This is a genomic window from Candidatus Hydrogenedentota bacterium, assembly GCA_018005585.1.
GTDB lineage: Bacteria > Hydrogenedentota > Hydrogenedentia > Hydrogenedentales > JAGMZX01 > JAGMZX01.
This window is the reverse complement of record JAGMZX010000012.1, coordinates 40481-67049: the sequence shown is the minus strand read 5'-3', so window position 1 is coordinate 67049 and position 26569 is coordinate 40481. Positions and strand designations below refer to the sequence as shown.

The following is a 26569-nucleotide window of genomic DNA, read 5'->3' as shown; positions in this document are numbered from 1 at the left end:
CTGCCCTGCACTTCGGCAATCGCAGCGCCCGCGATGCCGCTGCCGGCGTCCACGGCGAAATCGGCGTTGTCCACGCCGGTGACGGGTTCGGAGAACGTCACGGTGAAGTCCACCGCATCAGCGTAGGTCGGGTTCGCGGCGCCCGCCGCGCGCGCGACGCCGCTGACCGATGGCGGGATGGAGTCTATCAGCCAAGCGTAATACACCTGTAGAATCGCATTGCGCATCAGCCAGAGGAATCCGCCCTCGTTCAAGTGAATCGGGTCGATGCCGTCATCGGAGTTGACCATGGCTTCCTTTGGGCTGAAGAGGTCGCGATTACCGCCGGGGAAGTCCGCGTAGTCGTTAGAAGGGCCGTCGGGGAGGCCGTCGGGCACATTGGGCGGGATGCCCAAGCTGGGGATGCCGTAGGCCGCCTGCATCAGGCCGAAATGGTGCAGATAGGCGACACGGTCCAGCTCGCGCGCGACGTTGAGCTTGCGCTGTTCCAGGCCGATGAAGACATCGTTCATCGTGTTCTGATTGTTCAACACGTCTAGGACCGTGACGGGCACCGAGAACCCGTACAGGACATACGCCAGCGTGACGCCCATGTCGGCACCGGTGACGAGGCCGTATTCGTTATAGGTGAACCCCTCGGAGATGTTCAGGTAGTCATAGCTGGAAATGGCCACGCGCACATTGGGCCGCACGTTCAGACAGTGCAGGGCGATATTCCGGATATGCTGCGCCGTGACGTCGAGGAAGGCTTCCTTGTCCGCCGCGTCGCGCCAGCCCATATTGATGTCATTGCCGCCAAGGCTGATGTGTATGATGTCAATCGTCGGGTATTGGACGAGCTTGGCCGTTATCTGGGCGAGGGGGTCCGCTGTGTCCCAGTCGGCGGCTGTCGCGCGATACAGCGCCAAGTCGCCGTTTTCCTCGTACTGACCCAATCCATATTCGTCCAGTGCGTCGCGCAGCGCGGGCGGGTCCTGTTGCCACGGATAGGCGGTCCAGCTATCGCCGACGTACAGAATACGCGGAGTCGCTGCTGCGGCCGCGAGACTCCAGACGGCCAGCAATCCGGGAATCAACAAGAGACGGACGCGGCGAATGACACTCTGCAATCCAGATTTGGTAATACAAAACGATTCCATTTGGAATCCCCCGGCATTACGCCTGAAGCGCTGTTGTTGGTGCCTGTCACGGACCCTCATGCGTCTTCGACAACGGACGGCACGATCATCGAAGTTATACCACAGGTTCGGCGCGAATACCAAAGAAGCACAAAACGATTGTGGGATTACAATTGAGAGCGGGTGGGGCTGAACCGTTCACGCCCCGGCGGGGAGGATAAACACGGGCGTGGAACGCAGCATCACTTCGACCGTGCCGCCTGAAGCGGGGACAGTGTAGGAGAGCGGCGGCTGATTGGCGGCGGAGACGAGTTCCTCGACGACTACAGACGCCGCCGGCACGTCCAGCGACAGGGTGACCTCGGGTTCCTCATCGCCCGGGAGGAAGAGCGCGCCGGGTTCGTACCACGCGGTCCAGAGCGCCGGCGCGATGACGCTGCCGGTCTGCCACACGCGATAGAGGCGGACATCGGCATCGTCCGTTTCGACGCGCTCGACGAGCACGCTCTTGTCCAGCCGGTCGACGGTTTGTTTGATGGCGTAGTAGAGGGGGCGCAGTTCCTGGATAGTGTGTTCTTGCGTGACCACGTTGAACGTCGTCGTGGCCATTCCGCCCCACGCGCTGAGGCCCGCGGCCGCCTGGAACGCAGGCGCCTGCATCTGGACAAAGTCTTCCATGAACGAAGTGTTGAGGAACGCGATGTCCTGTTCGGCGGCGATCACGATCATCTTGGCCATGTCCCGGGCGACTTGGCCGTAGGTCCAGTCGAGGGTCGGCTGGTCCTTGTCGATGAGGAGCGTGAAGAAATCGGCCAGACGGCAGCGGTCCGCCTCCGTTGCAGGCGGAAGAACCAGCCCCATCCATTGCGGCAAAGTATTGCAGACCGTGGCCGCCCCCCATCCGATCAGGGGGTTCGGCGACGTGTCGGAAATGACCAGCGGCTTGTCGTAGCCGCGCAGGCCCATTTCGTAGCGCAGCCACGCGGCGGTGGCCTCGATTTCCAGCGGCGAGGCCAGTGCGTGGAAATTGACGGCGTCAAACAGGTCCGGGCGGTCCAGGACCGCGCGGATGTCCTCGAGCGAGTGGTACATAATGCGCGCACTGACCTGCGCGAAGGCCTCCTCGTATTCCTCCGGCCCCGGATCATGGACGAACGCCGTTGTGGTCAGAAAAGCGGCGTTCATCACGATTGCGTCCGCGAAGGCGGCGTGCGCCGCGGCATAGGCCATCGCCAACATGCCCAGATACTCGGCGACCGGCTCCGGCTCATACGTCGAGAACTCGGTGCCCATCTCGTAATACCGGATCGCGCGGGACAGTCCGTCCATGTCCTGGACGCCGTCATGGTCGTAGCGTTCCACGACGGCCTGGACCCACGCGGCATATTCGTCTTGATATTCCGGTTTCGGCGCGTAATTCGGGTCCGGCGCCAGCGGATTCCCCTGGACCGAACCCCACGGGCATTTCGAGTGCAGCGCAACCATGCAATCGGAGAAGCCCGCGTCCTGGTACTCCTTCACCAGCCGGTCCAGCAGGCGGAAATCGATCGCGCTCTCGGCGGTCGCCTGCATCTCGCCCCAATTGAACAGCGACGGGAAGAACTTCACGCCCGGCATGCGTGTCCCCGTGAGTTCCCCGGCGAGCCCCGGGAAGGCATATTCCATGCCCACGATGAGCGGTAGCGACGCGCGCGCGGGCGGCTCCGGCGGGGGCGAGGGGCACGCGCTCAGCGCCAGCAGAACGGCCCAGCGGACGGCCCCTGTGCATCTCTTGCATTGTCCGGTCATGCGCGGCATGGGTGGAACCTTTTCGCCACAGTACCACGGCGGCCGGGGATCATCACAGCGCCATGCACATCATCAACGCTCGAATCTGCCTATCGCAGTTGCGGCAGCGGGGCCGACAGGTCATCTGTGAGGACTTGACACTGGGCAACCTGGCCTATGTGCGTGCCCATGACCTGCCACACGACGCGTTTGTCGTCGGTGACTTCGAAGATATGGGCGCCGGTCTGTTCCTCGGTATCCTGCGTGTTCCAGTTGCAGACGACCGTGTCGCCGTTCTGCAGCCGCTGGATGCCCGCGAAGACGCCGACGCGGATGTCGGGGATTTCATGTTCGAGCAATTCCCAGACGATGCGGTTATCGCGGTCGTATTCGGTCACGGCGCGGTCGGCGCTGATCAGGGTATTGCCGTTTTCGAGGCGCAACGCGCACACGGGCGCAGGCCGCCGCGGGAACTCGCGGATGACGGCGCCGCCGCGGTCATATTCGCGTACAGCGCCCTCTGCGGTGAACGGCACGAGATAGGTGCCCCCGGGCGTCATCCTGCACATGCGGAATTGCGCGTGCGGCGTCTGCTCGGTCGTGGATAACGGGACCTCGTGCACGATCCGCCCGGCGCGGTTTACCTCGATGAGGCGGCATTCGCCGACAACGCCGATCAGGATGTTGCCGTTCGGCAACGGCTGGCAGTTCGGGATTTCGTTCGGTGCTTCGGTGCGGTATTCCCAGACTGTCTGCTTGTCGCGCGTGACCTCGCGCACGCCCTGATAATAGGTGGTCAAAATGTTTCCGTTGGGCAGCATCCATACATCCTGCGGATGCGGCACGGCATATTCCCAGACGGCCGCGCCGGACTTGTCGAGGAGCACGACGCGGTCGTGGGCGTGTTCGGACACGAGCGCGGCGAAGGGTCCATACGTGTTTTCGTGCCAGAATTGCGCCCGCAACCCCGGCTCCGTCCCGTCGATACCGAGCACGTTCGCCGGATCGACGTCGAGCGCGGGCCAGACCAGTTCGCCCTTCATTTGCGCGTCTTCGCGGGTGTACGCGCCCAACCGGAGCGAGTTGCAGTCAAGCCAGACGATGACCCGATGCCGTTCCTCGGGCGGTACGGCGGCGCGATGCGCATCGCTGAGCAGCGCCTGGCCGATCTTGGACGCGCGCGCGCCAAACCGGCCCGGAATCGTGCGCGATCCGCCATGTACGCCGCTGTAAGCCGTGGTCATGTCGGTGAACATCGCGCCGGAGAACCAGAAGGTGTAATCCTCCTTGAGCGCCTCGTAGCTCATGTCCTGCGGGCCCTGCTTCCTCTCGCGGTGACAGGGGAGGCACCGCTGCTCGAAGATCGGCCTGACCTGACGATAGTAACTGACCGGTTCCACGGGGCCGCACTCGGGCTGCAGTAGCGACGGCGGGCGGCGCAAGGCGAGGGGCGCGCCCCTGCGCCGCGGGGCTTGGTGCGTGTTCTCGTGACAGCCCTCGCAGGAGACCTGCTCGCCCGGATGCACGAACGCCGAGGACCGCATCGACTGCACGGCCATGAAGTGCTCGTCAAGCACCTGGAAGATCAACTGTTTGGCGACGGGGGCCTCGAAATAGGCGCTGCCGTCTTCCTCGACGGGCACGATACCCAGAGGGATGCGCGGTGTATTCTCGCGCTCGTAACCGATCATCGGCTCGCCCATGGCGTGGTTCGATTTCGGGATATTCTGGACGACGCGCAGCCACTTGACCTTGGCGCCGTCGGGGAAGGGCAGGTCAGATTCGTACACGTTCATGACGGCGATGGTGGCGCGCGGGCCAGGGCCGTCCTGCGCACGCCGTGCCGTCGAGGGAATGACCGGCGGCTTCGGGCGCGGGCGTAGCGGAATCGGGTCAATGAGCCGGAGCCGCTCGTCCTGCGCGCAGGGCAATGCGCGGAAGCCGCACAGGAGTTCCTTGTTGCCGTAGCGGTCGAGCAGGACCAGGTTCTCCCACTCGTTGCAGAGATAGAAATCCTCGCTCAGCGGCCACGGCGTGCCGTAACGATAATGGCGGCGGCCCGGTGTCTCCGTTTCGGGAAACGGCTCGTACGGCGTGATGCGCCTGACCTGAGACATGTGGCGGTCGTCTTCCCGGCGCAGGTCGAGCATGCACAGCGAGCCGTAAACGGAGCCGTGATGCGGCGCCGCGGTGAAGATGTAAAGCGGCGAATGGGGCACGGCGCGGATGCCCATCTCGACCAGCGGCGCGCCGAACCGGCTGTCCCATTCGCGGCCGTTCTCGACTCTCCAGGGCGTGTGGTCCGGGAAGGTATGATAAGGGAGCGGGTAGTTGCCGTGCGGGGCGCGCGGATTCGTGCCGTCGGGGTTGCTGACCCAGAAGCGCGTGCCGAGGCAGTTCTCGCGGTCCACGTAATCCCAGCGCGTGTAGACAAGCTGCCCTTCGTTGTTGACCGAGGGGTTCCATTCGCTGGTCTCGAAGTAGCTGAGCGGCGCGATGCCGCTGCCGTCGTCGCGCATCGAGAAAAGCGTGTAGCTGCGCACCTTCAGGTAGGCGTCGAAACAGCGGATGTAGCCGCCGCGCCGCTCGGAGACGAAGGCGATCCGGCCGTCGGGCAGCCAGCACGGGTCGAAGTCGTTGTAGGGGCCGTCCGTTAACTGCACGAGGTTCGACCCGTCCACGTCGACGCGGAAAAGGTGAAAGCTGGTCCTGCGCGAGAAGAGCCACTTGTGCTCGCGGTTCTCGGTCCAGGCGAATACGATCGTCTTCCCGTCGTACGAGAGGTCGGGCGTGGCGAACGCGCCGTAGTCAAGCCTTTTCCCCTTCAACCGGCCATTCTGGACCACGGAACCGGCGAGCACACTCACGACCTCCGGCGCGCTTTTGTAGTTCCGGACGATATAGAGGCCGCCGCCGGGCAGCGCGTTGAAGCCGAAGTACTGCGTGACGAAATGGCCGCCCTGCGAGTCGGCGGTCTGCGGATTCGAACGGACCGAGCCCTCGAACGTGCCGCGCCCGACGCACAGGATCGCGTCGAAATCCAGGAGCGGATTGCTCAGCGCGAGCTGCCGCCGGACCGCGCATACGGCCAGGTAATACGCCTTGTATTCGGGCGAATCCGGTGCCGGATTCGCTGCGGCGCGCGCAGCGCGCAGCGCTTCGAGGTCCCGTGCCTGCGCGGCCCGGTTCTGAGCGCCGTCCAAGCTGGCAAGGCGGTCCAGAAGCGCGCCCGCGCGCCGCAGCGCCGTTCCCACGGGGCCTCCGTCCGAATCGAGCACCAGCGCGTGCGCGTCATACGCCTCGCGCCGCAGTTTCTCCGTGTCCGGGCCGCCGGGCCGCGACTCGGGATACTCTTTTTTGCCCTCCCACGCGAAATCATGACTCCATTGCCGCAGCACGGCGTCGTCTATCGCGTGGGCGTCCACGGTTTCAAGGCGCAGGCGTCCCGCCAGTTCCGCGAGCGCCGTGCGCAACGGCGCGGCATCCTCCGGCGGCGGCAAGGGCTGCAGCGCCGCCGGCATGCCGCCGGGAATCTCGATACCGCTGGCCGTGTACGAAGCGCGGGGCGGTCTGACCTCGCCGTTGTGGTTTCGTCCCGATGCGTCCTTGCCCACGGCATCCGCGGCGAAGTGCCACAGGGCCAGCGTGGATGCGTCGGGCGCGAATTGACCGGCGGGCGCGGCGCCGATCTCCCGCGCGACCGCCGAAATGCGCACCTCGTCGATCAGACCGTTGCAGCCGAAGCCGCCTTCCGCCAGACCGCCGATAGCCAGCACCCCGGGCGTCCGCGCCGTGTTCGTGACCGCGCCCGCCACGCTGCATGCCTCGGTTCCATCGACGAAAAGACGTATGCGCTCGTCTTCAAGCACCATCGCCACCCAATGCCATTTGCCGTCGACGATGGGCACACCGGTATGCGCGTGGTCGGGAGCGTGGCCCGGCGCGTAGGCGTGCAGCGTGCCATCGCCCGGCGTTGTGAAGATTTCCCAATGCGTCGCCGAGGCTTTGGTCTCGTTGGCCACCAGGATGTTGTATTGTGCGTTGCCGAACAGCTTGACGCGGCACTCGACGGTAATCGGCCCGCTGCTGTAAGCCGCGTCCATCGGCGTCACGAGCGCGCCGTTGCGCGCGTCCAGCGCCCGCCCCAACGCGCCGTCCTGGTCCGGCGCCGCGCCCTGCGCCGCACGGGTCGCTAAGATTAGTCCCAAACCGAACAACAAGGCCCACCAACACGGCGCATATCGTCTCATGTGTTTAATTTCCGCAGTCCATTTCCAAAGTGGCCGGCGTCTTGGCAATGGTTCGTCCGGGCACCCGCTTCATTGTGGAGCATTCGCACCGTTGGAGCAAATAAGAAAGCGCGCCGGGCCACGAACGCAGCCCGGAGCGCGAATGCAAGCGTTATGAAAATCACATATGCCAGCCGTTGAGGGAGAGGAACGCCGGATAGTCCGCCATGTCGGACGCCTCTTTCTTGTTCGGGTTAAGCGTGGTGTAGAAGAGCTGTCCGGTTTCTTCCTGCGAACCGAATTCGCGGTCCTGGCCGACGCGGCTGTCCTGGACCCATAGCCCGAGCAAGGCCGTCTCCCACGGTTTGCGCGCGCCCTTGACCAGGCCCTTCTTGTCGCCCTCTTCGTAGTAGAAGGAGGTTTCCTTGCCGTCGCCCAGGGCCAGGTGCTTAAGCGCGTCCATGGGCGCAAGCGGAGCCAGCACGACTTCGCCCTGCGCGAAAGCCACGTCAAGCGGCGCGGCGGCGAGGTTCTTGACCCGGTGCGTCTTCGCGCGCAGGTACAAGATGGGCCGCACCGACGTGTCGAATGATTCCGGGTATTGAACGATGCCGGGAAGCCGCTCGCCATAGTTCGCAAGCTCTTCCGCGCTCCAGTCTTGCGGCAACGCGTCCGAAGGCAGGTAGCTGGTGGGGATCACCGCGTGATAACAGCCGCAGGTATGCACCGTGTTGATGAGCACGGGCTTGCCCGAGTCATCCAGCGTGACCACGGCCATCAGCCCGACGTTCTTGCCGGCGGACGGGTTGAAGTTGCCGAAGCTGAAGGGGCTTTCCTCGAAATGCACACGGTAAACCAAGTTCGTGTAATGCCCGTGCTCCGCGGTGAATTCCTGTTCCTCGACATAGATGGCCGGGCGCGCCGCATCAACGTAGACATCTTCCTCGCCGCCGTCCTTGAGGCGTGCCGCAGGCGTGCCGATGCGGTTGTAATCGTCCTCCGCGTGCTCGACGACAAACACGGGCGCGTACTGGGCGAAACGGCTGCCATCGTCCGCCGCGGTGTACACGTAAACGGGCCCGCGCGTATCAAGTTCGCGGTTGCCGCCCCCGGTGGTCATGCATCCGGACAGGACGGTCAAGGCTAAGAGCAGGCAGTAGACGGTGTTCTTCATGGTTCAATTTTCCTTCCAGTGGAAGTCATCCGGCACGTTCATCAGCACGCCTCCGCCGAACATGCGGTCGAGCGCTTTCCAGAAACTGCGAATCCAGATTTCAGAGGCTTTCCGGTTGCCGTATTCGAGTTCGTCGTTGAGGAACTTGCCCCACGCCGCCTGTTTCCAGGCCACGAAATGCAGTACGGCCTTCTCGCCGGCCTCGCCGGGCTGGGGCGTGGCCTTGCCGAGCGGGGCGTGGATCGCGCGCAACAGCGCGTTGACGCCCGGCCCCGCGCAAATGGTGTGGCCGTATATGTTGACGTTCTCTTTCCGGTCGAAGAGGCAGGTAATCGCGATTACCGAGCCTTCTTCGAGGTTCGCCGTATTCGTGGGAAAAACCACGCGCACCTGTTCGTCTTCAAGTTCCTTGTACAATCGCGGGCCGGCCAGCGTCTTGTATCCGCCGCGCGCGGCGTAAGCTGCCTCGGCCTTGAAGCACTCGCTTTGCCGCACGGCGTCGACCACTTCTTTCTTCGTCAATATTCTCGGTTGTTCCATTTGCTCCTTATCCTTGTCTTGTTCTGTTCGTGTACGGCCTGTGCCCCAAATCATGCGGCGGAGCGCAGGTACTGCTCGCGAATGACCCGAACGGCCTCGCGCAATTCGTCGTGGAACGCCAGGCTGTCCTCATTTACGTACATCCCTACGAATTGATCCGCCAATTCCCGGGAAAGCCCCCGCGCAAACCTGAGGCTGTACTCGACCGCGGCGCTGCGCTGAGCTAACGCGATTTCGACGGACCTGCGATAGGCGTGCGCAATGGCGCCGCGCAGCTCCGGCGCGAGGTCGCCGCGCACGCAATTGACGCCGAGCGGCAGCGGCAGGCCGTTGTGCCGATGCGCGAACAGTTCGCCAAGGTCGGCCAGCAGCGCAAGCCCGTGTTCGGCGAAGGTCAATTGCCCTTCGTGAATGATTACGCCCGCGTCCACCGCGCCGGACGCGACGGCGCCCATGATGTGGATGAAGTCCATGTGAATTTCATGGAAGGGCGGCAGCAATCCGCGTGCGATGAGCGTGGCCGTGGTTTTTGGCCCCGGCAACGCGATGCGTTTGCCTGCGAGTGCTTCGATCGGCGCGGCATGCCGCGCGACAAGCCGCGGACCGTAACGGCGGCCTACGCTCGTTCCCACTTCGAGCAGTGCATAGCGATTTTCAAGATGGAGAAATGCGTGCAGCGACAGGGCGGTCACTTCGAGCGGGTCGCCGCTCGCTGCGCGCTCGTTGAGCGACTGGATATCGCCGAGCACGTGCTCGATGTCGTAACCCGGTACGGCCACCTGCCCCGAGGCAAAACCGTAGAACATGAACGCGTCGTCCGGGTCCGGGCTGTGTCCAATACGCAATTGCATTCTTGACGTTTCCTTCTCAGACCGCGCCTGCGAGCGCCGTATCCAGCCGCGGTGCGCCGTCGTTGCCGCGCGCGCAGGAAAGCGGTCCCGCAAAGGCGTTTGGGAGATCGTCGAAGCGGCGCAGGATGTCGTAAGCAGTCGTCCGCTGGACGGGCGTGAAGCCCGCGTCGCGGATCGTCGTCAGCAGGGCTTCAAGGGACGTGGCTACCCCATGCTTCGCCTGTTGCAGCACGTGTTCTTCCAGCAACAGTCCGCCGAAGTCGTCCGCGCCCGCATGCAGCGCCAGTTGGCCCGCGCGCCAGCCTTCGCCGAACCACGAGGCCTGGATATGCGGAACATTGTCGAGCACGAGCCGCGCGGCGGCAATCACGCGCACGTAGAGACTGGGCAGTTCCTCTTCCCCGACCAGCCGCCGCAGCGGCGAATGGCCGGGCTTGAAACTCCAGGGGATGAAGGCGTAGAAACCGCCCGTTTCGTCCTGCAAACGGCGCAGGCGCATCAGGTGCTCGATGATGTGCTCCGGCGATTCGCGGTGGCCGTAGGTCATGGTGGCGCTCGTCTTCAAGCCGACACGATGCGCCGTGCGCATGATGTCCAGCCACGTATCGCTCGAAATCTTCTTCGGCGAAACGCCGCGCCGCACTTCATCGACGAGGATTTCCGCGCCGCCGCCCGGCATGGTGCGCATGCCTGCGTCCCAGAACGCGCGCAGCACGGTTTCCCAGGCCATGTTGCTTGTTTCGGCGATGTGCGCGATTTCCGGCGGCGAAAACAGGTGCAGGTGAATGCCTGGTGCGGCCTTTTGAATTTCGGCAATCAGGCCGAGGTAGTACGAGAAGCGCAGCGCGGGATTGTGACCGCCCTGTAACAGGACGGTGGTGGCGCCGCAAGCCTGGGCGCGCGCGACCTTCTCCGCCACCTGCTCCGGCGTCAGCGTGTATGCATCCGGATGGCCTTCCTTGCGGTAGAAGCTGCAAAAGGCGCAGCCGGTCACGCAGATATTCGTGTAGTTCGGGTTTGTGTCGATGACAAACGTGACATCGTTGCCCGGATGTTTCGCGCGGCGCACTGCGTCCGCCTGCTCCATCAGCGTCAACTGCGGCGCGTCCTGCAGCAAATACAAGGCTTCGCGGGCCCCTATGCGCTCTTGACCCATTGTTCCTGCTCCCGCGCTTCCTGGCAGCGCAGAAAGACGCTCAGTCCGTGCAGATCGTAGAACGTCAACCTCGCGTGAATACTGGTGTAGTATTCCTTTGCCCGCCGGGCCGCAGCGGCCCCGGTCAGGTTCGGGAACCCCGCCTCCGCCAGATGCCGCATGCCCTCCGGCGACGCCGCGAAAACCGTTGTTTCTTCCAGCCACTGCCGCACGAGGCGGCGCTCGTCGCGCTGCAAGTCGCGCCGCACTACCCAGCGCGCAAAGACGAAGGGCAGGCCCATGATGTCGAACCACCATTGGCCGAGGTCGCACCGGTGTGGCCAACGAGATTCTTCCCGCGCCGTGTCCGCCGCCTCGTCTCCGATGAGCAGCCGGGCGTCGGCTTCCTCGGACCGGATCGTAAGTACCGGTTCGCAGCCGATGCTGTGGCGGCATAAGATGGCAAACAACTCGCGCGACGTCTGCGACTTCTGCGTCACGTGGACCGGCCGTCTTTCGGCAACGACATGTTCAAGCGGCAGCTTCGAGAACACTGCCACGCTGTGGGCGGGCCCGCGCGCGGCGATGCCGTAAGGGCCCAAGGGCTCGAACCGGTCCTGCAGTTCGCGCAGGCGCGCCACCGGCATCAGCGCCACATCGCAGTAGCCTCGCACCGCGCGGCTGTACACCTCCGTCGGCGTGCACGGCATCACGTCCGCGGGAAACGCGGGCGGAACCAACGCGTACGGACGCGCGGAAAGGTTGTTTATGCGGGCAATGCGTAGCATGGCGTGGTCCTTTAGACGGAAACGAGCTGAGCGGTTTCCCCGCGCACCGGACGGAACAGGCCGTCGCGTTCGACGGGGGCTTGCCCCGCCTGGCGGATCATGCGGTCCATGAGTTGGGCCGTGAGCGACGCCGGGGATGCGGTTCCGGCCAATTGCATGATGCGTTCCTGTCCGAGCGTGCCGTCGAGGTCGTCCGCGCCAAACGTGAGCGCGGCCACGGCCGTCTCTACGCCCAGCGCCGGCGTATAGGCCTTGATATGCGGCACGTTATCGAGCGCCAGCCGCGCCAAAGCCATGATGCGCAGGCATCGCGGCGCGCTCGCCGGCCGGGGCGCGACCTGCGTTGTGCCAGGCTGATACGCAAGCGGAACGAAACTCTGAAAGCCGGGAGCGCGGTCTTCCAGGTCACGAATTCGAAGCAGGTGGTCCACGGTCTCCTCGTCGGTCTCGGTGTGGCCGAAAAGCAGCGTCGCGTTGCTGGGCAGACCGAGGCAATGGGCTTTCTCGTGGATCTTCAACCACTCCTCGGGCCCGATCTTGTCCGGGAAGAGTTCTCTGTGAACTCGCTCGCTGAGCACTTCCGCACCTCCGCCCGGCATGAGGTCCACCCCTGCGTCGATCATGGCGCGGAGCACGGACTCGACATCGGTACGCTCCATCCGCGCGAAATAGGCAACCTCGACGGCGGTAAACGCTTTGATGTACAGGTCGGGCCGCGCAGCCCGGATGCGGCGCACCAGCGCGATCGAGCGGTCGAAACCCCACTTGGGCCACAAACCGCCGACGATGTGCGTTTCCCGGAGGTCCGGGTCGGCCAGGCTGCCCAGAACCTCTTCTTCAGAGAGCAAATAGGCGTGTTCATCACCCTTCTTTGCGGCAAAATCGCAGAATTTGCAGGAATAAACGCAGAGATTAGTGGGATTAACGTGACGGTTGCGCACATATGTCACGCAGTCGCCGTAACGCGCCCGTTTCCGGTCGAACGCACGGCGGCCCAGTTCTAGCAGGGGCGTTTGGCGCAGGAGCGTCAACGCCTCTTCGCGGCGGAGTCTAGGCCCCGGTGGTTCCGTTTCTTCTGGTGTCATATGCTATTTCCTGGCGGCGGCGGCCGTCGTCCGGTCAACCTGAGCAGGCTGACATGCGTTCACCCGGCGCTCCCCCGGTCCGACTCAGGCTCACTCCACGCAAACACGATCCCGGAGCGGGAAAATTCCCTGGAACCGTGCTGCAGGGACTGTTTCCATTAAACGATGCAAGCCTTTCGGCATACCGGCAAACCGGCGCAACGTGCGGTGGAAGAAGCGTTTTTTGCGCGATCTTCACCGGGCAACGGATTTCGTTTTGGGACGGAGAGTGTGTTATATGCGTCTTGCCGCGCGTCTCTCCAGGCTCCGCGGCAGTATGGAAGGATCTTTGGTCTACATGGCGGACACGATCGCAGGCGCAGAACGTTACTTCACCGAATTCCTGCCGCGCATCCATGGCCAATTGCTGCTCGAGGACTTGAAGACGCTTTCTGTCTGCTTCGAGATCGCGGTTAGCGACGGGGCCGGTGCGCCGTGGCGTTTGGTGGTGGAGGAGGGACGGCTGGTTCAGGCTGGTCCTGACGAACCGGAGCCGGTCTGCCGCTTCACTCTGGACGCGGGCACGCTGCTCGAGGTCGTTGCGGGGCACATTGCGCCGCAGGAAGCCTTCTTCGACATGCGCATCCAACTGGAGGGCGACATCGAGATGGGGCTGAAACTGAGTACGGTGCTCGCGCCCTTCTTCCAGCGGTTTCCGTATATGCCATGAGCGCGCGCGCGAAACCTCACCCCGGCAGACGCCTCCTGGACCTTGCAGGCTACACGTTGCTCTTGCTTTCCGTCGCGGCGGTTCCCCTCGCGTTCCGTGTGGGCATTGACAACCGGCTGGAGCGGTGGCTGGAACCCGAGGGCGACGCCGCGCGGCAGTATGAGCGGTTCCGCAGCTTCTTCGGCAGCGACGAATTTGTTCTCGTCGCGTACGCGGGGCGCGAAATACTTGATGAGCCGGGCCTAGATGCGCAGGTCGCCGCGCTTGAACGGATTGAGGGGATTGCGGGCGTGCTGCGGGTCTGGGGGGTGCCGGCCGTATACCGGGATTTCTTCGGCGCGGAGGATTTGGATGCGTTCCGCGAAGACATGCTCGCGACACCCTTTTTTCAGGACTTCGTGATTTCCGCCGACGGCTCCGTGGCGGGAATATTCATTGAAGCGGCTCCGGCCGCCGGACCGCTGGGCCGGCGCGAACTGGTGCATGCTATCGAGACAGCCGTCGAACCGCTGCGGCAATACGGCTATGGGGTGCATCTTGCAGGTTCGCCCGCCTTGAATGCCGTATTAGATGAGACCTCGGAACGCGAGTCGGCTCGCATTTTCCCTATTGCCGCGGTATGCGCCGCGCTTGTGCTGGCGCTGCAATTCCGGTCCGTGCGCGCGACGGTGGTTTGTGGTGCGTGCGCCGGGCTCTCGCTTGTGCTCACCCTGGGCGCGATGGGCCTTTCCGGCCGGTCCATGAACATGGTCACGTCCGTGCTGCCTGCCTTGCTCTGGGTGCTTGCGCTCGCGAATGTCGTGCATATCTTGCGCCGGTATCAGCACCACCGGCCTGAGTGCACAACATCCGGCGCCGCGATGGAAAGGGCTTTGCGCGAAACTGCGTTGCCCTGCACAATCGCCGCGGTCACGACCGCGTGCGGGTTCGGCGCGTTGCTCACGGCGGACATGGAGCCGGTCCGCGAACTCGGGGTATTCGCGGCGCTCGGCATGATGGTGTCGCTGGCGGTCAGCCTCGGGGTCGCGCCGCTGCTGGCGCGGTGGCTGCGCGTGCCCGCGCACTCGCCGCGGACGCGCGTCGGGGGCTGGACGGACGCGCTGGCCGGGCTTGCCTCGCGGCGTTCGGGCATGGTGCTCATCGCGGGCGGGGTGCTGGGAACGGCCTCATTGATTGCCGTGTGCTGGGTGCGCACGGAAGCGGACCCGCTCACGTTCCTGCCGGCCGATTCGCCTGCGGTGCGCGATTACCGGTTTGTCGGCGAACGGCTGACGGGATTCTACACGATCGAGATGCTGGTCGATGCGCCGGATGGCTGGCTCGACCGCGGCGTGTGGGGTGCGCTCGACGGCGCGGCCAGGCAATTGGAGGCCGTGCCGGGCGTGGCCCGCGTGTTATCGCCGGTGGACCTGCTGAAGAAGCTCAATCAGTGGGACCACGCCCCCGATTCCGGATACTATCGGCTGCCGGAAGACGAGTCGGCAGCGGGGCAATTGCTTGCCGGGCTTGATGATGCGGGCCGCGCGCAGTTGGCCCGGTTTGTGACCAGCGAGGGCCGGGCCGTCCGCCTGTCGGTGCTGGTGCGTGTCATGGCGTCGCCGCAATTCCTGGAAATACTGCGCGCGGCGGAACGGGCCATGGACGCGCTGCCGCGGCCCTTGACGGGATGCGTGACGGGTATGGTTCCGCGACTGGTTCACGCCCAACTTAACCTCGTGCTCATGCAGTTACGGAGTTTCAGCCTGGCATTTGTGGTCGTCTTCCTGTGCATCCTGGCCGGGTTGCGCTCCTGGCGGCTGACGCTGCTCGCGATCCCGCCGAACCTTTTGCCGGTGCTCGCGGCATTTGCGATTATGGCCGCGGCCGGTATTGCTCTCGACGCCGCTACGGTCATGATGGCCAGTGTGGCCGTCGGCATTGCCGTAGACAACACGGCGCACCTGGTCACGGCCTACCGGCAGGACCGCCGCGCAGGAGCCGGGAAGGAAGCAGCATTGCGCACCACGCTGCGGCACGTGGCTCCCGCCATGGTTATCGCAACGGTTACGTCGTGTTGCGGGTTCTTCGCGTTGTGCGCGTCGACCTTCGTGCCGATACAATACTTCGGGTTGCTGGCCGGAGCGGCGATGATCGCGGCGCTGGCCGCCGACCTGGTAATGACGCCGGCGCTGATTTTCCGGTATGGGGACAAGGCAACATGAACACGGGTCCCATGCGCGCCCATCTTGCCCGCATCATGGAACTTCATTTCGATCCGAAGTGGGGGGCGCCCTATTGGCTCGAACGCGCCCCGGAATTGGGCTTCGACCCGCGCCGGCACGTGACGAGTATTGAAGACCTCGACCGCTTTGGGCCCATGCCGGCCGGGCTGCTGGCGGAGCGCCCGATCGAGGACTTTATCCCCCGGCGATTTCACGACCGCCTGCCTGAATTCATTACGACCGAGACCGGCGGGACCACGGGGCCGCCCAAGAGAACGGCATTCCGCAAGGACGAATTCGAGGCGGCGTTCATCGCGCCATTTCTCGAAGCCGCGGCGCGGGTGCGGTTCCCGCGCAACGTGCACTGGCTGTTTATCGGGCCGTCGGGCCCGCACATCATCGGCAAGGCCGCGCGCGCCTGCGCCGTCGCCATGGGGTCCGTCGACCCATTCATGGTCGATTTCGACCCCCGCTGGGCCCGGCGGCTGCCGGGGGACTCGCTTGCCCGGACCCGTTACCTGGACCACGTGCTGGCGCAAGCCGAAGCCGTGCTGCGATCCCAGCATATCGGCGTGCTCTTCGCGACGCCGCCCGTGCTGCGCGTGCTGGGCGAGCGCCTGGAACAGCCGCTGCGCGAGGCCATTACCGGCATCCATCTGGGCGGCATGGCGCTGGACACCGAATTCCGGAAGAACCTGACGGCGGCGTGGTTCCCGAACGCGGTGGCGTTGTCGGGATACGGGAACAGCCTCGCGGGTATGTGCCCGCAACTGAAGTATGACCCGGACGCGCCGCCCGAGTATTACCCTTACGGTCATCGACTGGTATTGCGCGTGGACGCGCCGGAAGGCGCGGCGCGCGGGCGCGTGCGTTTCCATCGGCTGGACGAGAGCGCGCTATTGCCGAATGTTATCGAACGCGACGAGGCCGCGCCCGTGATTCATGAAATACAGGCGCCGGGATTCCAGCGCGAGGGCGTGCGCGACCCACTGCCCGCGGACGCGCCGAACCAGAACATCGGGCTCTACTGATGAGCGAACGGGAATTCGTTGAAGAACGGACCGTTTTCGACGCCGGCGAATTGCGGCTTGAAGGCGTGCTGGCCTATCCCGAGACGAGCGTGCCGCGCGCGGCGTTCGTGGTCCTCGCGCCGCACCCGCACATGGGCGGCACGATGGACAATAACGTCGTGCGCCATCTCGCGCGGCGCGGCGCGGCCGCGGGCGCGCTGAGCCTGCGCTTCAATTACCGCGGCGTGGGCGCGAGCGAAATCCGGCTGCGGCCCGGCGAAAGTGTCTTCGACCATTTCGCCGAAATGGAAGCGCGGCAGCGCTACGAAGAACTGCTCCCCGATGCGGCGGGCGCGTTCCATGCGCTGGGCCGGTGGCTGCCCGGCGCGCGGCGGGTCATTATCGGGTATTCGCTTGGCGCGGTGATCGCGGGCATGCTGGCCGCGGCTGCGGACCCTGCCTGTGTGATCGGCGTCAGCCCGCCCGTGCGCCGCGTGCCGCTGGCGGCGTTTCGCGCGTGCGCAGCGCCCAAGTGCTTTTTCTTTGGCGAAGATGATTTCGCATTCGCGCTGGAATCATTTCTTGACGAATATGCGGCGTTGCAGCCGCCCAAGACATACCGCAAACTGGATGGATGCGACCACTTCTTCCGCCGTGAAGAAGAGCGCCTGTTTCAGGCCGTCGCCGATTGCCTGTTTGCCGGATGTGCGGAGAGCCGCCCGTCATGATCCCGCTGCTTGTCCTGCTGCTGACGCAACCGGCGAGTCCGGGCGCGGTCGAGGACGGCCTGCGCGACGCGCAATGCCGTTATGACGCCGCGGCGGCAGCGGCGCTGGTTGAGGCGCAGCGTGCGGACGCGGAAGCGCTGGCCGACCCGGCGCGGAGGGAGTGGTTCGTGCGCAGCCTGCTGCTGCTCGCGGAATTGCGGCGCATCGAATTTGAAGCGTTGCCGCCGGAAGACCGCGCGGCGCGGCGCGCGCTGGGCGCACAGATCGACGCCGCGGCCGGGGAAGCCCTCGGATGCCTCGATGGACTGCCGGAAACGTCGGAAACGCAGCGGATCCGCGCGGACGTGTACGGCGTCATGATCCGCACCGGTTACCAGGCGAAGAAGTACCGGAAACTGATGGACTCGGCGCTTGCCCGGGCGCTGGAACTGGACCCGGATAACTTGAGGGCGCGGCTCACCGAAGTGAAGCCCTTCGTGTTTGCGGAGCGCAGTCAGGGCGGCGACCCCATCAAGGCCATCGCATTGCTTGATGCTATTGTGGCGAAGGACCCCGATAACGAGCAGGCGCTGCTGTTGCGCGGGCTGGCCCACGAACAGGCGGGCCACACCGTGGCGGCTGTCCAAGACTGGCGTCACGCCTTGCGCATTAATCCGGAATGCCGCCCGGCGCGCGACGCACTCGCGAAATACGGCGTATCCGGAACGGGGGCCGAGGCGCGCTAAGGGCGCGCCCCGCCCCGAGCCCTCTTATACGCCCGCGGCGGCAATATTGTCTCGCATCTTGCGTAGACCGGTCTCGGCCACGGCCTTCGGGTCTTGTTCCCAATGCTCGCGGCGGAACAGTTCGAGCGAGAGCGTGCGCGCATAACCGATGGCCTTCAGGTCCTGCAGCGCCTGGTTCAGCGGCAGGATACCCTCGCCGGGATAGAGGCGGTGTTCGTCTTTGCCCTCGAACTGGGGCACGTCCGCGGGCATGTCATTCCAATGGAAATTGGCGATAAGCGTGGGTGCGACGTGCCGTATGCCGTGGAATCCCGAGCCGCCCCGGTACAAGTGGAACGTGTCGCAGATGAGGCAGGCGTCCGGGTGGTCCGCGTCGAGCGCAATGGCCGCAGCCTGACCGAGCCGGTGTACGCCCTTCATGAACCCGACAAACTCGAACGCGACGGTGATCCCGTAGTCGTTGCGCCCGATATCAAGCAGGCGCCGGTAACACTCCGCGCCCCATTTCAGGTCGAAATCGGGGCGGTCCGGCGACGGAATGGCCGCGACGAAATGCGAGCCGATATCCGCGGCGCGGCACATGCGCTCGCGCGTCTTCACGAGGGACTCGTTGAAGGCTGCCGGCGTCGGCGGCAGGCAGTCCCACAGGCCAATGATGTTCGGGACAAAGAGGCCGAGGTCCTGGATTTGTTTGGCTACATCCTTCAGGTTGCCGCCTTCGTCTTCGATTTGCTCCAGATCGTTGATCCACAGCTCGATGGCATCCCACCCGGTTTCCGCGGCGACGCGAATCTTGTCCAGCGGCGGCGTGGGCCGGATTGTGCTTGCGTTGAGCGCAAGAGGCCAAGGGCTGATCGACTCCTGGTAGCGCTGCGCGGGCGTTTGGGCCAGCGCGCTGGAGGTGACGGCCGCGCCCGCGCCTGCCGCCGCGGCGCACAGAAAGCCTCGACGATTCATTACGGTTGTCATAAGGGGTCTCCTGGTCCTCACGGGGCGCGCCGCCGCGTTTTCGGGCGGCCGGCGGCCTGCTGCCGTTTCAACCAATTCCGGTACTCGGGACTTTTGAAATACGGATATGCCTTGTGGTCTTTGAGACACACGAACGTGAAATGACAGGTGATGATCTCGCGGTCCACGCCCGTGCGCAATTCGTGGTTGACCGCCTTGGTCTCCGCCGTGATGGACGAAGCGCCGGTCTTCACAATCCTGCAGTAGATGGTAATGACGTCGCCGCGGTGCCCCGGCGCCTTGAAATATACGTCGTCCAGCCCGACCGTGACAAAATCCGGGTAGCCGATCTTTTCCATGACGTAGACGCCCGTCGCCTCATCGAGCCAGGCCAGCATTGCGCCGCCGAAGAGATGCCCTTCAGCGTTCAGGTCCTTCTCCATGATGAGATGCCGTGTCACGATGTCGAAACCGTTCAGTATTCCGCCGACCATAAGAACCTCTTCCGATTGGAGCACCCTTCATATCACGATCGCGACTTGCCGCGCCACCAAACGCGGGTTACCTGGGCAAAATGGGGCAAATCCGGTGCATTTGCATTGCCGTTAACGCTTTCGTATGCTCAGAATCTTCCATTTTCAAGGAGATGCGGATGGCATGTGAAGCGGTAGCGTATGCCCGTGCCGGGCTGATTGGAAATCCGTCAGACGGCTACTTCGGCAAGACTATCAGCTTTGTGATCCGGGATTTCTCGGCGAAGGTGAGCCTGTACGAACATCCCGAGGTCGAGATTGTGCCCAGTTTTCAAGACCGGTCACGCTATGATTCCGTCCGGGAACTGGCGCGGGACGTCAAGGCGAATGGCTACTATGGCGGCATCCGCCTGATGAAGGCGTCGATACGCAAGTTCGTGGAATACTGTGACCAGCACAAGCTGGCGCTGGCGCCCAAGAGCTTCTCGGTCCGCTACCGGTCGACCATCCCGCGGCGCCTGGGGCTGGCGGGCTCGAGCGCGCTGGTTACGGCGACGTTGCGCTGCCTCATGGAGTACTACGAGGTCGAGATACCGAAGGCAGTACTGCCTAACCTGATACTGAGCGTCGAGACGGAGGAATTGAGCATTTCCGCGGGCCTTCAGGACCGGGTCATTCAGGTGTACGAAGGCTGCGTGTACATGGACTTTGACCGGACAATCATGGAGAGTCAGGGGCACGGGGTCTATGAAGAGATCGACTGCCGTCTGTTGCCGCCGCTGTTCGTTGCGTATCAGCGGGACCTTGGAGAAGGCTCGGAAACGTTCCATAACAACATCCGCGAGCGCTGGCTGCGCGGCGACCCGGAATTGGTGCAGGCGATGAAAGATTTCGCCGGCTACGCCGCGGAGGCGCGCGCGCTGATTCTGGCGGGGCGCGGCCGCGAAATTGGGCCGCTTATGGATGCGAACTTCGAGCGCCGTCGTTCGATCTATAAGTTGGACCCGCGCAATGTCGACATGGTCGAGCGCGCGCGCAGCGTAGGGGCGCACGCGAAATTCGCGGGTTCCGGCGGAGCTATTGTGGGAACCTACGAAGACGAAACGATGTTCGGGCGCCTGGTCAGCGTTTTTCAAGAGGCGGACATCGCCGTTTTCAAGCCGCAAATCGAAGCCTAGGTTCCAGCGCGAATCTGGGCTTGGGGAAGACGCACGTGGGCACGCTTTACGTTATTGCGACGCCGATCGGCAACCTGGAAGACCTCAGCTTCCGCGCCGTGCGCGTGCTGGGAGAGGTGGGCGCGGTCGCGTGCGAGGACACGCGCGTGACGCCGCGCCTGTTCGAGCGCTATGACATCCCGCGGCCCAGGACGTGGTTTTCGTGTCATGAGCATAACGAGGAACACGCGGCCAAGCGGATTCTGGGCCTGCTCGACGCGGGTGTTGCCGTAGCCCTGTGCAGCGAGGGTGGTTGCCCGGGCATCAGCGACCCGGGCTACCGCGTGATCAGTGCCAGCATCGAGGCCGGCCACGAAATTGTGGCAGTACCCGGACCCAGCGCGGTGCATGTGGCGTTGCTTGTCTCCGGGTTGCCGACATCCAGTTACACATTCAAAGGATTTCCGCCGCGGAAGCCCGGTGCGCGTGCCCGTTTTCTCGAAATGGAACGAGACTCTCCTCATACGCTGGTCTTCTTCGAGTCGCCGTTCCGCCTGGCGGCGCTGCTGGGCGCGGCGCATGAAATATTGGGCGACCGCTGCGCCGCGGTCTGCGTGGAGCTTACGAAAAAATTCGAACAGGCGCGCAGGGGCTATCTTTCCGACCTTCAAAAATGGTATGATACTCATGAAGTGAAAGGAGAAACGACGTTGGTCGTGGCGGGGCGCCACCCGAAGTTTGAAAGAGCGGTCGGCGCGGCAGGTTTTCAGGGGGGCATGCGACCGGCGGAGGAGTGACTGAGGGTGAGGCAATTCTGGCGTTCGTGTGCGGCAAAAGGTGGCGAGGTAGTTACGCAGCGAGCCCGTAAGCAATTTAAGGTGAAGAGGTGTATGGGTCAACGAAGGTAACCCGCCTTCGTTGGGGACAACAGGAAGAAAGGAGTCTGAGGACATGGCGAACAAAGAAGAAGCGCCCTTTTCCATCAACCTGGACAGTGCGATTGCCGTCTACGTGCAGATCGAGAATCAGATTGAATTCGCGGTGGCGTCGGGCAAACTGAAGGCGGGAGATCTGCTGCCCTCGGTGCGCGAGATGTCCAACATGCTCGATGTCAACCCCAACACCGTAACGAAGGCCTATCGGGACCTGGAACTGCTGGAAGTGGTGCACACCCGGCGCGGCGTCGGCGTCACCATCTCCGAAAAGGCAACAAGGATTTGCCGGGATCGCGCTCTTTCGTCCGTTCGCAGCCACCTGAAGGAAGCGGTGGCGGAGTGCATCGCTTGCGGGCTGCCCGCCGCGGATATTCGCAAGATCGTATCCCAGACGATCGAGACCGCACCGCAGCCGTACCTGGCCGCCGAGTAAGACCCGCCGGGGTTCCCGGACTGAACGGACAATGAATGAGCCCTGGAGGCGGACGCGCAGCGGTCTCCAGGGCCGCGGTTTCCGTTTACCGACGCAAGTGTGGGACAATGCCGCCCGATAACCACGCGGGAGCCCCGTCTTTTGGGCGCGACGCATAACAATCACATGGCGAACAGTACTCCACATGCTGAACGCCATGCCACGCGCGCCTTGCTGTGCGGAATCCTGTTATTCGGCCTCCTGCTCCGACTTCAAGGCTGGGACTACTGCATCACCCCGGACGAAGCCGTGGCATTCGACCTTTTCGTCAGGAAAGGGTGGCGCGGCATCTTTCTTCAGCCGTACTTTTCGACGAACCACCCGGTCTATTCATTCCTGATGTGGCTGGCGTATCTGGCGTTCGGCGAACGGGACTGGGTGCTGCAGCTTCCCGCCCTGGTGTTTGGGTTAGCCGCTATTCCAACGGTGTATGGTGCGGGCCGGACTTTGCTCAACAGCCGCGCCGTCGCACTTGTTGCGGCGGCGTTGCTTGCCTGGGCCCCTTATCATGTCGCGTATTCCATGAGCGCGCGCGGCTACACCTTGGTCATGCTCTGCGCACTGGCTTCCGCGCTCTTGCTCTACCTCTGCCTTGATCGACCCACGGTGCCGAGACTGGCCGCACTGGCGCTCTGCACATTCGTCATGGGCCTCACGCACCTCTCCTCCCTTGTCCTGCTCAGCGCCTGGGCCGCGGTCCTTGTCGCGTTCACGGCGGGGGTATGCCTGGCGGGCCGGTCACGACCCATTCAGGCGCTCGGGCGCGCCGCCATTACAGCGGCCGCACTTGGCATAGGCCTGGCGCTTGTATGTATCGCCTACCTTCCTGTCTTTTCGCTCCATCGCGGGTTATGGCGGCGCATCTTCCACGGCGCGTGGCCCGAAGACCTCCTGAACTTCTTGTCCGGCGCGGAACAGTCTGTCTGGCATCCGTTCGACAGATTCGCCGAATCGATTACCGGCCTTGTCGGCATAGCCTTCTGGTGTGCCGCGGCGCTCGCTCTGTTCGGTCTCCTTACGGCGCTCGCGCGCAGGCGATTCGGGGCAGGCATTCTCCTTGCTGCATTGGCGTGTCCGGCTGCGGCGTTGCTCGTCGTGGACCTCAAGCCGGAACCGCGTTACACCTTGTTTCTATTGCCATTCTTCGTCATAGCGCTGGCCGCCGGGGTCGTGGCCTGCATCGATGCGCTGGCGTGGGCGCTTGCCCGCATTCCGGGCTTTTTGGTCTCGTCATCCTCGGGATTGCGCACGGCGACGGCCTGCGTCTTCATCGGCCTATACTGTGCGGCGACGGCCCATTTCTACGTCCGGGATTTCCCCCGCGGGACAACCTGGCTCACGTGTGTGTTCGCGGACTGCAAGTCCGCCGCTCGCTTCCTCGCCGTACACATGGAGGATGACGATGTTGTCGGTTTTGATCAGCAGTTGCCCGCGCCCGTCGAGCATTACCTGACGCGTTACGTGTTCCCCGTCCTCCGGCCAAGTCCCGAGCCGCCCGAAAGCTGCCGACTCTGGTGGATCGCGTCGCCGCCCGATTTGGCCGAGTTGCCGCAGATTTCCGGCGCGCACGCCATGCGACCGGCCGCCTCGTACCGCGGCTGCGCGCTGTATCAGGGGTGGCTCGCGTTGGGGACCCCGCAAAGAACGCTTGCTCCGCCGTTCAGCGTCGATCAGGCCGCGCCGCCGCTGGCGCGGTTGCATCCGTGGACCATGGACGGCGACGCCGGTCACGTCGAACTGACCGCGGCGGCAGGTGAGCAAACTCCGGGGCATTCCGCGCTTCGGGTGCGCTTTCCCGAACCGGACGCATTCTGGGCGACATACTCGCCGCCGTTTTCGGTGTCCGAGGGTAACCTGATTACAGTTCGCGCGGCGGTCAGGGGCGACGTAAGCCTGCGAAATACGGGTCTGGCGTTGCGCTTCTTTGATGCACACGGGTCTATCGTGGATAGCAGGCGCAGGGCCGTGCCCAGCGCTTCATCGAACGGAATGCGCCCCAGATGGGCCGTGTTCCAGTTTCGGGTATTATGTCCGCCAGGCGTCCAGGCCGCATCCGCGGGATGGTACGTAAATCCCCCTGCGCCGGCCGGTTTTCACATTGACCTGCGCGATATGGCAATCTGGGTCCAGGCCGTACAGCGCATAACCCCGCAGGAGGGGCCTGAGGATCGCACCCCGTGAGAGTCAGTCTGGCGCGAAAGATTGATCTTCATTGCGGCTTCCTGTTGTGTCTCGGATTGCGGTTGCTAGACGTCGTTTCCATGTTCGGAGGCAAACGCCGGGCTACGCCGCCCCAAGCGCCGCGCGCCATTCTGGCCATCAAGTGTTTCGGATTCGGCAGCATTCTCCAGATGTGCCCGATGCTCGCGGCGCTGAAAGAAGCGCATCCCGATGCGCGCATCACGCTGCTGACGTTTGCGCAGAACGCCGGTGCTGCCCGGCTGCTCCCCATGATCGACGACGTGGCCACGGTCGAATTTCGCAAGGGGATTCTCGTGTTCCTTGCGGAGACAATTAGGCAGATTCTTCGGCTGCGGCGTCAACGCTTCGATATCATCTTCGATTGCGAGTTCTTTTCCTACTACGTGGCGTTGATTACACGGCTCCTGCGGACGACGCACACAGTTTGCATCGGTTTCTTCAATAACCGGCGCGTCCGCGACTGGATTTTCACCCACATGATCGCTATTGACGTGTCCCAGCACATCTCGCGCCTTTTCCTGAAGATGCTCGCGCCGCTCGGCGTCCCCGCGACGTACCGGCCGCTGTCCGAATGCGGCATCCGGCCGAGGCCCGAAGCCTTGGCGCGCGTCGATGCGCTGCTCGAAAGTGAGAGGTTGCGTGCAGATGATCTACTCGTGGTTGCGAACGTGAACGCGAGCGATCTGTGTCCGAATCGGCGCTGGCCCCTGGGCCATTTCGAGCGGCTGATCCGCGAGATGCTGTCTGCGGAGCCTTACGGCGCGCACCTCGTCGTGGCCCTAATCGGCGCCGGGGAGGAATCCGGCTATGTGGACGGCTTGGCGCGACGTTTCCCGGACCGCCGCGTGCACAACCTGGCGGGCCATCTCAGCATCGAGGAATTGGCCGCCTTGCTGCGTCGAGCCGTCCTATTTATCGGCAACGACAGCGGTCCGTTGCATCTCGCGGTGGCGTGCGGCATACCTACCGTTTCTTTCTTCGGCCCGGAAACGCCAAGACTCTACGGCCCCGTCGGCGAACATCATCGCGTGTTCTACCGGGAACTCCATTGCAGCCCGTGCTTGAACCTGTTCTACTCGAAGGATACGCGCTGCACGAACAATGTCTGTCTGAAGACGATTTCCCCTGAGGACGTATTCCCCGTTGTTGACGACTTGTTGCGGCGCGCTCCGGCGCAGCGCGCGGGCGCGGGTGAAGCATTGGAGGGCGCCTCGTGCTCCGAATCCTGATCCCGCGCATGCCGCTCCTGCCCTTCGCGTACCGTATGGCGCGCTGGCACGTGCGCTACCTGCTCTTCCGGCGGGCCACGCCGCTCGCGTGCGGCCTCTACATCACAAGCGCGTGCAATCTCAAGTGTCATTTCTGCAACATCTGGCGTGTGCGCCCGCCGAAGACCGTGCGCGAGGAGGACGCCCGCGCACGCATCCGCCAGCTTGGCGCGCTCAAGCTGGTGTATCTGTCCATCAGCGGCGGCGAACCGCTTGCCGTACCCTACACCATCCCGCTGCTCGGCTACGCGAAAGAGTGCGGCATCCTCTACACCCACGTCGTGTCCAACGGCTACTTGATGAATGAGGACCGGGCACACCAACTGGCCGACGCGCGCGTCTCTGAGATCAGCTTCAGCCTCGACGGTCCCGAAGCCGTGCATGATGTCGTGCGCGGGATGGAAGGGTCCTATCGCGGCGTGCTGCGCGCGATCGAATGCGTCCGGGCGCATGCGCCGCGCACGCGCATCGTCATGAACACCATCCTGAGTCCGACCGAACCGCAACATGCTCGGTATGTAGTGAACCTGGCGCGCGAGCTCGGCGTGGAAATCAAGGTGCAGCCCAAGAACGACCATCCCGGACTCGAAGTGACGGACCCGGCGGACCCCTATCGCAGGCGCTTGTCTCCCGAGGAACAGCAGACGCTGACGGCCGCGGTCGGCCAGTTGATTGCGGCGCCGCACGTGGTAAATTCAAAGACCTTCTTGCGCAATTATCTGGCGTTCATGCTGCAACCGGAAAATCTCCTGTTGCGCCGCGCGGCATGCATCTATGGCTGCCATCACCTCGAAAGTTACGGGAACGCCCTTTTCCCCTGCCTCGAAGGCATGAATTGGACCGACGGGTTCGACTGGAGCGGCCGCCCCGTCGCGGAGACGCTTGCCTCGCCGGAGTATCAGGCCAAGCTGCGGGAACTGCGCGACTGCGACCGGTGCACGCGCAACTACTACGTCTGCTACTACGAACCGCGTCTCAACTTTCCGTTGTGGAATCTCGTGGGATCGCGCTGGACTACCTGGCGGCGCGGGGGCGTGAAAACCATCTGAACAGG

At 64.0% G+C, this 26569-nt stretch carries 22 protein-coding genes; 11 read left to right on the top strand and 11 right to left on the bottom strand.

The features are described from left to right. The 9 genes from KA184_03850 to KA184_03810 all read right to left on the bottom strand — a co-directional run. On the bottom strand, window positions 1-1139 hold a 1139-nt coding region (locus KA184_03850; protein ID MBP8128690.1), incomplete at its 3' end, for an SGNH/GDSL hydrolase family protein. A gap of 177 nt (window positions 1140-1316) precedes the next feature. Further along, window positions 1317-2915 carry a hypothetical protein gene (locus tag KA184_03845; protein ID MBP8128689.1) on the bottom strand — a complete coding sequence of 533 codons (1599 nt, stop codon included), beginning with the start codon at window positions 2913-2915 and terminating at the stop codon, window positions 1317-1319. 80 nt (window positions 2916-2995) lie between these two features. Further along, window positions 2996-7135, bottom strand: coding sequence for a PD40 domain-containing protein (locus KA184_03840; GenBank protein MBP8128688.1), 4140 nt, complete (start codon window positions 7133-7135; stop codon window positions 2996-2998). Window positions 7136-7295: 160 nt separating this feature from the next. Then, window positions 7296-8288 carry a hypothetical protein gene (locus KA184_03835; protein MBP8128687.1) on the bottom strand — a complete coding sequence of 331 codons (993 nt, stop codon included), beginning with the start codon at window positions 8286-8288 and terminating at the stop codon, window positions 7296-7298. A gap of 3 nt (window positions 8289-8291) precedes the next feature. Next, window positions 8292-8828, bottom strand: a complete 537-nt coding sequence (locus KA184_03830) for a hypothetical protein (GenBank protein ID MBP8128686.1) — start codon at window positions 8826-8828, stop codon at window positions 8292-8294. Window positions 8829-8878: 50 nt separating this feature from the next. Next, a complete protein-coding gene (locus KA184_03825) occupies window positions 8879-9679 on the bottom strand; it encodes an ABC transporter substrate-binding protein (protein MBP8128685.1) in 801 nt (266 codons plus the stop codon). A 16-nt stretch (window positions 9680-9695) separates the two neighbouring features. Further along, on the bottom strand, window positions 9696-10835 hold the full coding sequence (gene mqnC / locus KA184_03820) for a dehypoxanthine futalosine cyclase (GenBank protein MBP8128684.1): 1140 nt from the start codon (window positions 10833-10835) through the stop codon (window positions 9696-9698). Next, window positions 10817-11602: a hypothetical protein gene (locus KA184_03815; protein ID MBP8128683.1), complete on the bottom strand. Its 786-nt coding sequence runs from the start codon at window positions 11600-11602 to the stop codon at window positions 10817-10819. Before KA184_03815 ends, mqnC begins: the two co-directional genes overlap by 19 nt. 11 nt (window positions 11603-11613) lie before the next feature. Then, complete coding sequence (locus KA184_03810; protein MBP8128682.1) at window positions 11614-12687, bottom strand: CofH family radical SAM protein; 1074 nt, start codon at window positions 12685-12687, stop codon at window positions 11614-11616. Window positions 12688-13024: 337 nt separating this feature from the next. On the opposite strand from KA184_03810, the gene KA184_03805 reads away from it, so the two are divergent. From KA184_03805 to KA184_03785, 5 genes are read left to right on the top strand one after another with little or no spacing between them, the layout of a single operon-like run. Further along, window positions 13025-13396 carry an SCP2 sterol-binding domain-containing protein gene (locus tag KA184_03805; protein ID MBP8128681.1) on the top strand — a complete coding sequence of 124 codons (372 nt, stop codon included), beginning with the start codon at window positions 13025-13027 and terminating at the stop codon, window positions 13394-13396. Next, window positions 13393-15597: an MMPL family transporter gene (locus KA184_03800; protein ID MBP8128680.1), complete on the top strand. Its 2205-nt coding sequence runs from the start codon at window positions 13393-13395 to the stop codon at window positions 15595-15597. The genes KA184_03805 and KA184_03800 overlap by 4 nt, the downstream gene beginning before the upstream one ends. Further along, window positions 15594-16628: a hypothetical protein gene (locus KA184_03795; protein ID MBP8128679.1), complete on the top strand. Its 1035-nt coding sequence runs from the start codon at window positions 15594-15596 to the stop codon at window positions 16626-16628. The genes KA184_03800 and KA184_03795 overlap by 4 nt, the downstream gene beginning before the upstream one ends. Continuing rightward, window positions 16628-17335, top strand: coding sequence for a hypothetical protein (locus tag KA184_03790; GenBank protein MBP8128678.1), 708 nt, complete (start codon window positions 16628-16630; stop codon window positions 17333-17335). Before KA184_03795 ends, KA184_03790 begins: the two co-directional genes overlap by 1 nt. Next, a complete protein-coding gene (locus KA184_03785; protein MBP8128677.1) occupies window positions 17332-18060 on the top strand; it encodes a hypothetical protein in 729 nt (242 codons plus the stop codon). The genes KA184_03790 and KA184_03785 overlap by 4 nt, the downstream gene beginning before the upstream one ends. Before the next feature lie 24 nt (window positions 18061-18084). Here KA184_03785 and KA184_03780 read toward each other — a convergent pair whose 3' ends face one another. Both KA184_03780 and KA184_03775 read right to left on the bottom strand, forming a co-directional pair. Next, window positions 18085-19029, bottom strand: a complete 945-nt coding sequence (locus tag KA184_03780) for a sugar phosphate isomerase/epimerase (protein MBP8128676.1) — start codon at window positions 19027-19029, stop codon at window positions 18085-18087. Between the two features lie 17 nt (window positions 19030-19046). Next, window positions 19047-19502, bottom strand: coding sequence for an acyl-CoA thioesterase (locus KA184_03775; GenBank protein ID MBP8128675.1), 456 nt, complete (start codon window positions 19500-19502; stop codon window positions 19047-19049). Between the two features lie 158 nt (window positions 19503-19660). Between KA184_03775 and KA184_03770 the strand changes: the two genes are divergently transcribed. The 6 genes from KA184_03770 (at window position 19661) to KA184_03745 (ending at window position 26564) form a co-directional block, all read left to right on the top strand. Then, on the top strand, window positions 19661-20659 hold the full coding sequence (locus KA184_03770) for a GHMP kinase (protein MBP8128674.1): 999 nt from the start codon (window positions 19661-19663) through the stop codon (window positions 20657-20659). Between the two features lie 35 nt (window positions 20660-20694). Next, the gene (gene rsmI, locus KA184_03765) at window positions 20695-21435 is read left to right on the top strand and encodes a 16S rRNA (cytidine(1402)-2'-O)-methyltransferase (GenBank protein ID MBP8128673.1); all 741 of its coding nucleotides are present in this window, start codon (window positions 20695-20697) and stop codon (window positions 21433-21435) included. 154 nt (window positions 21436-21589) lie between these two features. Beyond that, window positions 21590-22006 (top strand): GntR family transcriptional regulator, encoded by a 417-nt coding sequence (locus KA184_03760; GenBank protein MBP8128672.1) that lies wholly within the window; start codon window positions 21590-21592, stop codon window positions 22004-22006. Between the two features lie 141 nt (window positions 22007-22147). After that, window positions 22148-24226 carry a glycosyltransferase family 39 protein gene (locus KA184_03755; protein ID MBP8128671.1) on the top strand — a complete coding sequence of 693 codons (2079 nt, stop codon included), beginning with the start codon at window positions 22148-22150 and terminating at the stop codon, window positions 24224-24226. 80 nt (window positions 24227-24306) lie between these two features. Continuing rightward, complete coding sequence (locus KA184_03750; GenBank protein MBP8128670.1) at window positions 24307-25476, top strand: glycosyltransferase family 9 protein; 1170 nt, start codon at window positions 24307-24309, stop codon at window positions 25474-25476. After that, the gene (locus KA184_03745) at window positions 25461-26564 is read left to right on the top strand and encodes a radical SAM protein (GenBank protein ID MBP8128669.1); all 1104 of its coding nucleotides are present in this window, start codon (window positions 25461-25463) and stop codon (window positions 26562-26564) included. The genes KA184_03750 and KA184_03745 overlap by 16 nt, the downstream gene beginning before the upstream one ends. The last annotated feature ends 5 nt before the right edge of the window (window positions 26565-26569 follow it).

What these genes read in the sequence shown, in the direction of transcription:
- KA184_03770 (MBP8128674.1), top strand. Translation starts at nt 19,661, where the DNA reads ATGGCATGTGAAGCGGTAGCGTATGCCCGTGCCGGGCTGATTGGAAAT.
- KA184_03830 (MBP8128686.1), bottom strand. Translation starts at nt 8,828, where the DNA reads ATGGAACAACCGAGAATATTGACGAAGAAAGAAGTGGTCGACGCCGTG.
- KA184_03785 (MBP8128677.1), top strand. Translation starts at nt 17,332, where the DNA reads ATGATCCCGCTGCTTGTCCTGCTGCTGACGCAACCGGCGAGTCCGGGC.
- KA184_03775 (MBP8128675.1), bottom strand. Translation starts at nt 19,502, where the DNA reads ATGGTCGGCGGAATACTGAACGGTTTCGACATCGTGACACGGCATCTC.
- mqnC (MBP8128684.1), bottom strand. Translation starts at nt 10,835, where the DNA reads ATGGGTCAAGAGCGCATAGGGGCCCGCGAAGCCTTGTATTTGCTGCAG.
- KA184_03780 (MBP8128676.1), bottom strand. Translation starts at nt 19,029, where the DNA reads ATGACAACCGTAATGAATCGTCGAGGCTTTCTGTGCGCCGCGGCGGCA.
- KA184_03805 (MBP8128681.1), top strand. Translation starts at nt 13,025, where the DNA reads ATGGCGGACACGATCGCAGGCGCAGAACGTTACTTCACCGAATTCCTG.
- KA184_03760 (MBP8128672.1), top strand. Translation starts at nt 21,590, where the DNA reads ATGGCGAACAAAGAAGAAGCGCCCTTTTCCATCAACCTGGACAGTGCG.
- KA184_03790 (MBP8128678.1), top strand. Translation starts at nt 16,628, where the DNA reads ATGAGCGAACGGGAATTCGTTGAAGAACGGACCGTTTTCGACGCCGGC.
- KA184_03835 (MBP8128687.1), bottom strand. Translation starts at nt 8,288, where the DNA reads ATGAAGAACACCGTCTACTGCCTGCTCTTAGCCTTGACCGTCCTGTCC.
- KA184_03800 (MBP8128680.1), top strand. Translation starts at nt 13,393, where the DNA reads ATGAGCGCGCGCGCGAAACCTCACCCCGGCAGACGCCTCCTGGACCTT.
- KA184_03845 (MBP8128689.1), bottom strand. Translation starts at nt 2,915, where the DNA reads ATGCCGCGCATGACCGGACAATGCAAGAGATGCACAGGGGCCGTCCGC.
- KA184_03825 (MBP8128685.1), bottom strand. Translation starts at nt 9,679, where the DNA reads ATGCAATTGCGTATTGGACACAGCCCGGACCCGGACGACGCGTTCATG.
- KA184_03815 (MBP8128683.1), bottom strand. Translation starts at nt 11,602, where the DNA reads ATGCTACGCATTGCCCGCATAAACAACCTTTCCGCGCGTCCGTACGCG.
- KA184_03810 (MBP8128682.1), bottom strand. Translation starts at nt 12,687, where the DNA reads ATGACACCAGAAGAAACGGAACCACCGGGGCCTAGACTCCGCCGCGAA.
- KA184_03795 (MBP8128679.1), top strand. Translation starts at nt 15,594, where the DNA reads ATGAACACGGGTCCCATGCGCGCCCATCTTGCCCGCATCATGGAACTT.
- KA184_03750 (MBP8128670.1), top strand. Translation starts at nt 24,307, where the DNA reads ATGTTCGGAGGCAAACGCCGGGCTACGCCGCCCCAAGCGCCGCGCGCC.
- KA184_03840 (MBP8128688.1), bottom strand. Translation starts at nt 7,135, where the DNA reads ATGAGACGATATGCGCCGTGTTGGTGGGCCTTGTTGTTCGGTTTGGGA.